The sequence below is a fragment of the Shewanella sp. YLB-07 genome, from assembly GCF_009377275.1.
In genome coordinates this window covers 40,996-52,586 of record NZ_VOQB01000019.1, presented here as the reverse complement: position 1 = coordinate 52,586, position 11,591 = coordinate 40,996, and the positions used below count along the sequence as shown (strand labels likewise).

9 protein-coding genes are annotated in these 11,591 nt (G+C 41.6%); 2 read left to right on the top strand and 7 right to left on the bottom strand.

Annotation, left to right across the window (positions count from 1 at the left end):
* The first annotated feature begins 87 nt into the window (after window positions 1–87).
* Window positions 88–3,249 (top strand): DUF3427 domain-containing protein, encoded by a 3,162-nt coding sequence (locus FS373_RS28195; RefSeq protein ID WP_322619581.1) that lies wholly within the window; start codon window positions 88–90, stop codon window positions 3,247–3,249.
* Window positions 3,250–3,615: 366 nt separating this feature from the next.
* Here FS373_RS28195 and FS373_RS28190 read toward each other — a convergent pair whose 3' ends face one another.
* From FS373_RS28190 to FS373_RS28180, 3 genes are all read right to left on the bottom strand, one after another.
* Complete coding sequence (locus tag FS373_RS28190) at window positions 3,616–4,569, bottom strand: YecA family protein (protein ID WP_227993349.1); 954 nt, start codon at window positions 4,567–4,569, stop codon at window positions 3,616–3,618.
* Window positions 4,570–4,697: 128 nt separating this feature from the next.
* Window positions 4,698–5,948 carry a winged helix-turn-helix domain-containing protein gene (locus FS373_RS28185; protein WP_152831114.1) on the bottom strand — a complete coding sequence of 417 codons (1,251 nt, stop codon included), beginning with the start codon at window positions 5,946–5,948 and terminating at the stop codon, window positions 4,698–4,700.
* Between the two features lie 386 nt (window positions 5,949–6,334).
* Complete coding sequence (locus FS373_RS28180; protein ID WP_144048739.1) at window positions 6,335–6,544, bottom strand: hypothetical protein; 210 nt, start codon at window positions 6,542–6,544, stop codon at window positions 6,335–6,337.
* Between the two features lie 896 nt (window positions 6,545–7,440).
* Between FS373_RS28180 and FS373_RS28175 the strand changes: the two genes are divergently transcribed.
* Window positions 7,441–8,082, top strand: coding sequence for a LysE family translocator (locus FS373_RS28175; protein WP_194165949.1), 642 nt, complete (start codon window positions 7,441–7,443; stop codon window positions 8,080–8,082).
* 362 nt (window positions 8,083–8,444) lie between these two features.
* On the opposite strand, the gene FS373_RS28170 is transcribed toward FS373_RS28175, so the two are convergent.
* The 4 genes from FS373_RS28170 to FS373_RS28155 form a co-directional block, all read right to left on the bottom strand.
* Entirely contained in the window at window positions 8,445–9,416 is a 972-nt protein-coding gene (locus tag FS373_RS28170; protein ID WP_152831112.1) for a nucleoside hydrolase, read from the bottom strand.
* Window positions 9,417–9,531: 115 nt separating this feature from the next.
* Window positions 9,532–10,224: an SCO family protein gene (locus FS373_RS28165; RefSeq protein ID WP_152831110.1), complete on the bottom strand. Its 693-nt coding sequence runs from the start codon at window positions 10,222–10,224 to the stop codon at window positions 9,532–9,534.
* Between the two features lie 116 nt (window positions 10,225–10,340).
* The gene (locus FS373_RS28160; protein ID WP_144048736.1) at window positions 10,341–10,700 is read right to left on the bottom strand and encodes a cytochrome C oxidase subunit IV family protein; all 360 of its coding nucleotides are present in this window, start codon (window positions 10,698–10,700) and stop codon (window positions 10,341–10,343) included.
* Window positions 10,701–10,842: 142 nt separating this feature from the next.
* Complete coding sequence (locus FS373_RS28155; protein ID WP_144048735.1) at window positions 10,843–11,535, bottom strand: heme-copper oxidase subunit III family protein; 693 nt, start codon at window positions 11,533–11,535, stop codon at window positions 10,843–10,845.
* Between the last annotated feature and the right edge of the window lie 56 nt (window positions 11,536–11,591).

Sequence of the window (11,591 nt, the reverse complement as noted above, 5' to 3'; positions counted from 1 at the left end):
TTAGATTTAAGTTGATTTAACACTTGTGACTTGCAAAAAATGACTTACCTGGCATAGTTCTTCTCAGTCAAATATTATTTGAGTTTTATAATGCAAACAGGTATTTATGAACAACTTATAACGAAAGTTATCAGTAATAAGTTGGATAAAGATAAATTCTTTATTTCAGAAAGAAATATGGATACAACTGAGCAAACTCTGTGGTTAACTCGTGCATTAGTTCGTGTTTTTCACCTTGCTATATCTGAATCAAAAAATATAAAAGACTCACCATTAGCCCAAATAGAGCTCGCTAATGAGCTTATTTATTGGCTTCAGGAAAGAATAGATAACCTCGATTTATCTGATTACACCATAGCCCAACCAGCAAAACTACTTACTGCTATTTTCGATAAACAAGATCCTGTTTCGGCTAAATTATCCGCACATATCGATAAAATAACGCCTCTTACAGGCCTCACACAAAGCGAGTTATTTTGCGGTAGTAATCAAGGTATTTCACTGGAGAGTGAAATTAAGCGTGAAATACTATCTTCCAATAAAATCTGTTGGATCATTTCATTTATTAAATGGACGGGTCTCAGAATTTTCATGGATGAACTTCGGACTTTCACGAGTAATAACAAGCATAAGCTTCAAATTATTACGACATCTTATATGGGGGCTACGGATCTTAAAGCCGTTCAATGGCTAGCCAAGCTACCTAACACCGAAGTTAAATTAAGCTATAACCATAACCAAGAACGTCTTCATGCCAAATCTTATCTATTCATGCGAGATTCAGGATTTCATACCGGCTATATAGGCTCATCAAACCTCTCTCGTTCAGCACTCACTAATGGATTAGAGTGGAACTTGAAGATAACCAATCAAGAAATCCCACACATCATAGACAAGACATTCAGTACATTCGAGACTTACTGGCAGCAACCTGAATTTGATTTTTTTGATGGTTCAGAGAAAGCGAGTAGTAAACTAAATCGTTCACTTAGCCTTGGTCGCGGTGATAAAAATCACACAAATACAGTGTTTTTTGATTTAGCACCACATCAGCATCAAATTGAGATATTAGAAAAATTAGATGCTGAACGTAATCTACATGGCCGCAACAGGAATCTAATCGTCGCCGCTACAGGGACAGGAAAAACTCTAATATCAGCTTTCGACTTCAAACGTTTCTATCAAGAAAACCCTACAGCAAAAATTCTATTTATAGCTCATAGAGAAGAGATATTAAAACAAGCAATCGAGAGTTTTAGAGCAGTACTAAAACAGCCAAACTTTGGCGAGTTATGGGTAGGCCAACATAAACCAGACTCATACGATCAACTTTTCGCATCAATTCAGAGCTTTAATAATCAGATAGATAACATAAACCTTAAGTCAGATTACTATGATTTTATTGTTATTGATGAAGTTCATCATGTATCAGCTGAAAGTTATAGAAAGTTCATCAGCCACTTTTCACCTAAAATATTACTAGGACTCACCGCTACACCCGAACGTCATGACGGTAAAAACATATTGGATGATTTTGGCGGTGTTATAGCTGCTGAACTTAGATTACCAGAGGCTATAAATCTAAGGTATTTATGCCCTTTTCAATATTTCGGCATAGATGATAATACCGATCTAAGACAGGTTAAATGGGAAAATGGCCGTTATAACCCGAGTGAGTTGACCCAAGTCTATACCCAAAATGATCAACGACTGCAGAAAATACTTCAAAATATAGAAGAGCTTGTAACTAATCCATTAGAAATGCGCGCATTAGCTTTTTGTGTCAACCAAGATCATGCTCAGTATATGGCTGAAAAGTTTTGCCTTAAAGGAATACCAAGTGCGGTACTTACCAGTAAAAACGCTTTTGAAAGACACTCTGTAAGGCAAGATTTGCAACTAGGAAATATTAATATTCTTTGTGTTGTCGATATATTCAATGAAGGTGTCGATATCCCAGAAATAGATACACTACTCTTCTTACGACCGACAGAGAGTTTAACCATATTTTTGCAGCAATTAGGGCGAGGTTTACGTCATAACGATGGCAAAGAGTGTGTCACTGTTTTGGATTTTGTCGGTAATGCTAGAACCGAATATGACTTCTCTCAAAAGTTCAGAGCATTGATAGGAAAAACTCATACAGCTATAAGTAAAGAAATTGAGCACGGTTTTCCGCACCTTCCTCTTGGCTGTCACATTGAACTGCAGAAAAAAACTAAAGAAATAATCTTAAACAACATTAAAAAAGCCATATTAAATCAGCAAAAGCTAAAATCACATATTCAAAATTTTCAACACCATACAGTTCAAAAGCTAACGTTGAGTAATTTTTTAAACTTCTACCCTAATATCCGACTAATTGATATTTATAAGAAAAAACCTAAAGAAGGTGGTGGATGGACTAGCTTATTAAGCGATCTACTGTTAATCCCTAGAGTAAACGAAACTACAATTGCCGAAAATTATCACAGAGCTATTTTTAATAGCTTAATTAAATGTGACGCTCGGACTTATCTAAAATTTATTCGCTCATTAGCAATAAATCACTTTAAGTGGGTGGATAATGGCGATGCAATAGAGCAAAGAATGGCTTTAATGTGTCACTATGACTTTTGGAATTGTTCAGGAGATAAGCTAGGTTTCAACTCTCTATCTGAAAGCTTAGCAGCACTTACTCATCCTGAATATCAAAATGAGTTAATACAAGTTATCAATTACTTACTGGATAATAACGATACTCAAGTTCAAAGACTTCAAACAGACTTTCCTTGCCCACTTCAACTCAATGCTCGCTATACACGAGAGCAAATTATCGCAGGATTAGGAGGGGCGAGTTTCGAAAAGCAAGCTATGAGCCGTGAAGGTTACTTCAACCTAAAAGAACTCAATGTAGAACTACTCTTTGTCACACTACAAAAATCAGATCAACACTTTTCACCTACGACGCTTTATCACGACTATGCAATGAGCCCTACTCACTTCCATTGGCAGACTCAGAATTCAGCAAGACCTGATAGCGGTAAGGGCTTAGCCTATATCCAGCATAAAGATATTGGTAAAAAACTTATGTTATGGGTGCGAGAATCCAATAAAGACGAAAATGGAAATACGATGGGATTTGTGAACTTAGGTTGGGTTAACTTGGCAGAAACTAGTGGCTCCCAACCTATGAATATAACTTGGGAATTACATGAGCCAATGCCCAGTTATCTCTGGAAAGATGCAGCAAAGCTAGCAAATAGTTAAATATACAAGTCTAGCTAATCGAAGAAACCATCTGCTTTTTAGAGACAAGGTGTAGGTAGGCAAGAGGGTCTCGAAAACAAGGATGTTTTCGCGAAGCGGCCAAGGCCAATTTTATTCCATACAAAATTTGGCATTTCCTCCGTCCGTGGAGGTCAGATTGCTTTATCGCGTCCCGAGAGCTTACCTACACATACCCCGCTGGAGGCGATTAACACAAGAAAGGCCATAGTTTCCCATAATCAATCAAACACCCACACCGCCCAATGAAACCAAAGCCTAACCAAAAAAGTTCCTTCAACCTTGTGAACCGACAAGAGTCCAAATTTGTTGCCCTACGCTATCACTACTCTTCCTAAAGTATACAAACTAGTTTAAACAGCACTTCTTGTATTTCTTGCCACTGCCACAAGGGCATGGGTCGTTGCGGCCGGCTTTAATCTCTGCGATGTGCGGCTCTTTTATTTCATAACTGTCCACATGAGCATCCAAATAAGAATCAAAGTCCATATCATCAAGCTTGTTGGGGGTATTCATCAAGTCATCGAAGATTTCCATTAATTCCGCATCGCTCATGTCACCTTCAGGACCGAATCCGGTCCACTGACTGAGGGCGTCTATAACATCATAATCCCCACTGATTAGGCCATTATCCCATTCCGAATAGCCAATACAGCTATTATTCCAATCGATGATGCTCTGGTTTTCGATTGGGCCTTCATCAATCACCTTATTTTTTACATACTCTAAAAACTGAGCATGATACTGATTAAACTCATGAGAAATTAATAGATTAACTAATTCAAATAGGGCTATTGATTGGTCATTAGCGACTAGGTTTTCGATAAAAGCAGGAATGCTTTGATTCAGTGTATCTCTATCGATTTGATCTGTGTGAAATTGAGCAAATAGGACCCCCAAGGCAGCCATTTTTACAATCTCACCGGCTTGGCCTGAGTTAACCAGGCGACAAAGTTGCTCAGGTTTTCCTTGAGCCAAAATATAATAAGCAGTCGAAAGGTCTGAACCAATAAAATCACCGAGTAGACGCTCTAATGGACTATCACAGTCTTCTTTATTGGTTAGGTTTATTAGAGAGTCAAAACAACTAAATTGCTTACGATCGATAATCAGACAGATGCCGAAGAAGAGGAGATTAGCTTCGGATTCGCTCAAGTCTTCTGTATCGATAAACTTTTGCATCAAATCATCTATCACAGGTAATAACTCCGACCACTGCTCTCTGGCACTCAGTAAAGCTGCAAGTGGAAGTTCTGTTAGGTCATCACTACTGAGAATGGAGATTATCTCTGCTAATTTCATTTTTAACTCAAACGGAAAGAGGTGAACTCGCATCATAGAATAGTAAAAGAGGAAGCTAAAGCCCCAAGTTATAATTGTGCACTTGTATATTGAACACAGCACAGATTAAGAGGGCGTAAAAAGAATATCTAGCTGGACTGATTAACTAGCAGATCACCGATATATTTATTATTAGACCGAACCAGTTTCCACTCTTGGCAGTGATTAAACCTGGCATATTCATTTATCGACAAGCCTAACGCTGCAACAAACTCTTCAAGCTCAGACTCATCGACTCTTGGTCTAGTACAGGATCTAGTGCTGGAGCTAATACAGAGCTTAGAGCTAGGAGAGAAAGCCTGCTCTTCAATCGTTAATTGCTGAAGTAACAGTAAACCCTGTTTACGCTCGGCTTTTACATCTAGCCTACCGACAAAGCGATCACGCCATAAGATAGGTAATGAGTAGTAACCATAGCGGCGCTTAACAGCGGGAACATATACCTCTATCTGATAATCAAACCCGAACCAATGCTTTAATCTCTGCCTTTGGATAACCAGATTGTCGAAGGGATTGAGTAACCAAACACGATCTGGCACTGGAATTAAGGGCTGCACCTCTGGAAAATAAAAGTACTCCTGTCCAGATTCAGAAAAGCGGGCTAGCTCTCCAGCGAGACACATCTCATTCAGAGTCTTAACTAAGATAGGTTTTATATTTTTACGCAGGTAGAAGATCTGTTGAATAGTGCCAAAACCATGAGCACTTAAATAGCGATGGATAAGGTAACGGGCGAACTCTGTTTCATCAGGCAGTTGATTGTCGACATGGGATGGCAACACACGTTCGGTTAAGTCATACACCTTTTGAAATTTATCCCTGTGAGCCACCATAAGCTCACCTTGCATAAATAATTGCTCCAGAGCCCTCTTAGCTGGCTTCCAATCCCACCACCCTGTGCTAGCGCCTGTCGAAGTAGAAGCAAAAGTAGAAGTATTGGCAAAATGGCTAGCCTTCAACGGCCCTTCGGCGGTGATCTTAGCTTTTACCTCCCGCATGACCTTATGCTCAGGTTCAAACCAATGCTTACCCCCCTGCTTTAGATGTGTTTTGTGGTACAGGCTGTAACGGTAGTCGGATATAGGCAAGTAAGCAGCTGCGTGAGACCAATACTCAAAGATCTCCTTGTTAGCCATCGCCAAATCCAGTTGAGATGCTTGATACTCAGGTATTCGATTATGAAGCACATGATGATGCGCCCGCTCCACCACGTTAATAGAATCTATCTGAATATAGCTCAGCTGCTGAATCGCTTCACTCACCGAGCTGACAGGTTTCAACAGTCCCTGCTGCTGCAGATTTAACTGCAACCACTCCTGAGCTGAATATGGACTCGTCATAACTGCCCACCACAGGCGGTGCTTTTCAAGATACTCTTCATCCCTTTTACTCATATGCCACTTTCAAATACACTGCCACCAATATGACCTACACAAGGCACAATTTCAAAATAGAATTAACCAAGGTTTATAAGAAGAAAAATAAAAAACGAAGAAGCACACTCGCAGTTTTAATATCAAGTGTAGATGCGGCTGCGAGCTTCCAAAACATGGAAGTTTTGGCAGAGCCTATAGGGACATATTCACGGCGACTCGCAGAAGTATCTGCACATTCAGCGAACCGCAGGTTATAAATTTAAATGAAGCTATGGTTTCCTATCAACAAACCAAATACCCAACCAGCCAAATGAAAAATGTTATTTCACTATTGTTAACTGACAATAGACTTACTCACTGCCACAATCTGAATTGCTATCACAGCTCAGCTCTTCGATTAAGTTGTAGCGCTTAACCTCATTCAACTGGCTGTCTAACTGATGCTCTTGGTTAGCCAGCAGAGATTCGCTTGGCACTGGCTCATCGAGATAAGAAGTAACATCTTGGTAAGTTAACCAAAATGCGTAGACGATTATGATTGATAAAATAAAACGTAACATAAGGACTCTTTATTCACTGATTTAGTGAAGTAGTTCGTGAACTTATTCATGAAACTATTCATAAAAGAATTCGTGAAATTTCTATACTAGTGTCATGGCTAAAAACAGACAGTAAACCTGATGCTTTAATAGCGGTGACGAGATAATACAAACTATTTTAGAGTGAATTTCATACACTAGATACTGTCAAGATGTTGTCTGTTTTAGCAGCATTTTTTGAAATTTGACTGGTCATTAGTTGCGTCAAACATCCTACTCTGTGTCATTTTATTGAACGCTTAATAAGTGATGGCTAAATGTGGATTTTTTGAAGGGATGAACCAATAGATGCCAGCTTGTGACTAGGCCAATAACCAGCGAGTATAAATTTTATTGCGGAACTCATAACAAGCAAAAAAAACAGAAAGACCAATATTTGATCAATTCAATTAGTCAGTTAGCTGTTACCCATAAATTTAGTCTAAAAAATATTATGCCATCGCGCTTGTTCGTTTGTTCACTTGTATCTAATCCAATCTGCTAGTAAACAAAGCGGTAAAAATCAAATTTACTAACCAGTAAAGCCTAGTTGTGAATTGAGCAACTTTTCTATTGGCACCAGGAAAACTGCAATATTTATAACTAAAAAATATAGTTAGTGAGTAAAACATTATAAAAAAACATCAGTCCTAACCTCATACAAGCCAGTGTTTAAGCCACTTTGACAATAATATGACGCTATTGCACTTAGGGTTTTACAAAAAACACCACTCTGTCTGAAACTTTACCCTAGTACAAATATCTCAGTATCCTAGTTTTTTTATAGCTAAGAGTTCTCAAAAACAATCGAGAAACTACTGCCGATAGACCGTGATAGAGGTAGAATGCCGCCGTCTGTTCCAACCTATGCATTTATGATGATCGATCTCGCTGTACTCCCACTGTATTTAACGACTGTTATCGCCCTTTTACTGATCCCTGGCCCGGACATGCTATTGATAGCAAGTTCTAGCTTAAGCTATGGCAAAAAAGTCGGTGTGTTTGCCAGCCTAGGCAATGCCACCTCAGGGCTAATACTGACACTATTGGCCGCCATGGGCGTGTCGGCATTAATCGCCATGAACCCTATGGCTTTGCAGGTGCTACGCATCTTAGGCGGAGCTTATCTCATGAAGATGGGTTGGGATTGTATGCGCAGTGGCGCTGCTGATGCCCCGGAAATTGAACAGCAATCGGGTCTGGCTAAAATGCTATATCGCCGCGCGGTATTCAGTAACCTGTTAAACCCTAAGGCCCTACTCTTCTTCGTGCTGTTCCTGCCTCAGTTTGTTTCGCCGCAATTAACGGCAACGTCAGGCGAGCAAATGCTGGCGCTTGGCCTGCTACTCAATGTGATGGGGTTACTGTTTAACTTATTGCTGGTGTTAATGGTGGGAACTTTGGGCAAGTCACTACTAAAAAATGACAAGTTCAGGGCTAATCAGAACAAGTTTATGGGGATGATATTCTTCGCCTTAGCTATCTGGTTACTGGGCTCTCAAGTTCAAGCCATGGGCTAGTAATACCATTCCATATAAGTATCTGGTCAGTTCAGAGACTCTCAGTTTTTTCAATTCAAGGCACATTGATGAGGAAATGGTTATTCCCTTTTAAGTCAATGAAACGCAGAAGTGGAAACACTGAGAGCCTCACGCAGTGCGGGTTTCAAAACCCTTTATGCTACGTTGAATGTTTTCGATATAGAATAACTATTAGCTTCAAACATTCGCCTTGCCTACAGTGCTTTGAATTCCCGCTGAATGGTCAGATACTTACTCGGAATGGTATAATACCTGACTTGCTAAAACCCAACAGATACCTGAGCGGGATGATAAGTTCTTTAATTAAAAAGAGTACGCCAATCCCGCCCAGCCGATTCTACTTATCGTTTTTGACCGTAATCTATGATGGTCTGACGGTAAAGAGACAACAGACGCTCATCTTCTACCGAAATCCCCACTCTTTGTGACTCATGACTTTGCCATTCATCGTGCATATAGTTACGTTTATCAAACTTTTGTATTGTCATGCCTTCTGCCGGACCATCGGTGACAACGCGCACGGGTCCTTCACGCAGAGTAAACAATGATGGGTCAATCACATAAGCGATAGCCGATGGATCATGCACATGACAACCTTCCAGCCCCACTTTCTCGGAATAGAACTTTAAATAGTAACGGCTAATGTCCCAGATAAACTGGCCAACCTCACCGGCATCATCCCTGAGTCGATCCAGATAATCCTTGGTGAAGAAGCTCTGTTCGGTCACATCCAGACCTATGATAACCACGGGCCAGGATGCACCAAACACTATATCGGCGGCGTGGGGATCGTCATGAATATTGGCCTCGGCATAGGGAGTCACATTGCCCCTGTGATCGTTGACGCCAAATGCACCCCCCATCACCACGACTTCTTTCACCAGAGTCACGATTTCGGGAGCCGCCTCTAATGCCAGAGCCAGATTGGTCAGCGGACCCACGGCCACCAGAGTAATTTCACCCGGATCGGCCCTGAGGGCATCGATAATGTATTGATAGGCTGGACGCGGATCGGCTTTAACGGATAATTCGGCTGGCGCCTGCACATCACCTAAACCTGACTCGCCATGTACCACAACCGTAGCCCCAACTGGCGGGCGAACGATAGGTTTAGCAGCCCCCTTAGCTACATCGGCCTGCAATCCGTATTTTTGCTTAAGAAAAAGTGCGTTATGAGTGCCATTTTCTATGGTGGCATTACCATAAACACAAGTAATGGCCTTAAGTTCTATCTCAGGGTGCGCCTCGGCAAAGATGATAGCCATGGCATCGTCGATGCCGGGATCTGTATCTAAAATTATTTTACTTGTCATAAATACTGCCACTTAAATTGAATAAATGCCTAATATACCCGCCTCTGGCAGGCATAAATGTGATGAAAATCTAACAGCATCTTATTTGTTTTGCCTGTTTTTTACCAAGCAGATTTCATAAAGCGGAGGCATTCTTACGAATTAACACATAGTCATGATAGAGAGTATCTTTATTGAAATGACGATTGCCGAAGGGATCGACACTCGGCTCAAACACGGCGTGCAGCCGGCCTTGTGGATCTAGCAGATAGATGGCAACCCCATGGCCCACCTGATAACTGTCTTCGCTCCCTATCTGAGTGCTTATTTTGACTTTTATTCCCAACTCTTGTTCGAACCGCTTGGACATGCCATCGAACACCCCAACCTCAACAGGCTTCAAGCCAATGATATCTTTACCGAAAAATGCCACGTATTCGGCCAATCTTTCAATCGAGTCCCTGCCTGGGTCTATGGTATAGAAGAGCAATTGAACATCTGTAAATTGATTATCTTTTTGCATACTATGCATCAGACTATTCAACAGCAGCAGAGTTGCCGGGCACACATCCGGGCAATTAAGGTATCCATAGGCCAACAAGTGCCACTGGCCGAGCAAGTCAGCTTGAGTAAAATCTTGGTTATGGTGATTAACTAAGGTGAAATTTGAGAGTGTGATCGGCTCTTGTAGCAGACTCGCACTTTGCAGCGGTAAATTAACCGAAGGGCTGGCCTTGACCAGAATAAATGAGATACTAATCAGCACTAAGGTGACTATGATAAGTATGCTGGCATCCAGCAAGAGTTTCGTCTTCACCTCGCGCAGCATGTTAGCGAGGCTCTTTCGCTAGCGGCTCATAAATCTCTGACTTATCTCTTTGCTTCCTTCTCACAGGCCTTAGCGCGTGGCGAAGGCTTTGCCTTAACCTAAGCCGAAGCATAACTTCATACCGAGATGAAGGATAATAAGCGATTAACAAAAGTGTAGTCTCCCTCTATGGCCATCAAGCTAATAAACACGACTATTGCCAAAGGCGGTAAGAACAACACCAGTTTTAATGCCATCCGTTCCCACCTGACATGCATAAAGATAGTGATGATAAGCCCGGCCTTCAATGACATAAATAACAAGATCAACGTCCATCTCAATATGCCCTGCACTTCGAAGAAATCCACCATATAGGACATGGTGCTGAGCACAAACAGTAGCCCCCATATTTTCAGGTAGAGACTGATGGGATGCACCTTAGGCTGCGCTTGTTCTTCCTCCGCTGGCACCGCATCTTTATTTGTAATCTGACTCATACACCACCTCAATACACTTATCACTTTTAACCTATTTTCTATATCGCTTACCAGAGATAACTCTTTACCAAAGATAGAAGATCACGAAGATAAACACCCAGACCAAGTCGACCATAATTGCGCCCAATAAAGCTCTTATTAATCACCACAAATAAAACAAAGCGAAAATAAACACCCAGACTAAGTCTACGAAGTGCCAATAAAGGCCTGTTATCTCGACTATGTGATAGCCTTTGCCTTCGTAGTGGCCTCTAGCGACCCGCCTTGCAATAACCAATAGAAAAATAACACCAGCGGTGACATGCAAACCGTGAAAGCCGGTGATCATGAAAAAGGTGGCACCAAATTGTGCCGAGCCCATGGGATTCCCCCAGGGACGCACCCCCTCCTCTACGATCAACTTAGTCCACTCGAACGCCTGCATACCGACGAAAGATGCTCCCAATAAAGCAGTTGCAGTCATAAACAGGACTGTCTTGCGTCTATCACCACGATAAGCAAAATTCACCGCCATCGCCATGGTGCCGCTACTGGTGATTAAGATGAAGGTCATGATGGCGATAAGCACTAACGGGATATGGTGCCCGGCTATGGTCAGCGCGAACACTTCACTGGTGAGAGGCCAACTGTCCATACTGGACATACGCACGTTCATGTAGCCGATCAAAAACACGCTGAAAACAAAGGTGTCGCTGAGCAGAAATAGCCACATCATCAACTTGCCCCAAGGCATATTGAAAACCTGCTTGTCGGCTCCCCAATCACTCACGGCACCCTGCCAATTGTCGGAGGCTATGGGCGCTGCTACTTTTTCTTGTTTATCATCTATGCTCATGTGTCTACTCCACTCCTAACACCAGCCTTAACACGAGTCCTACAAGCCACATCAGG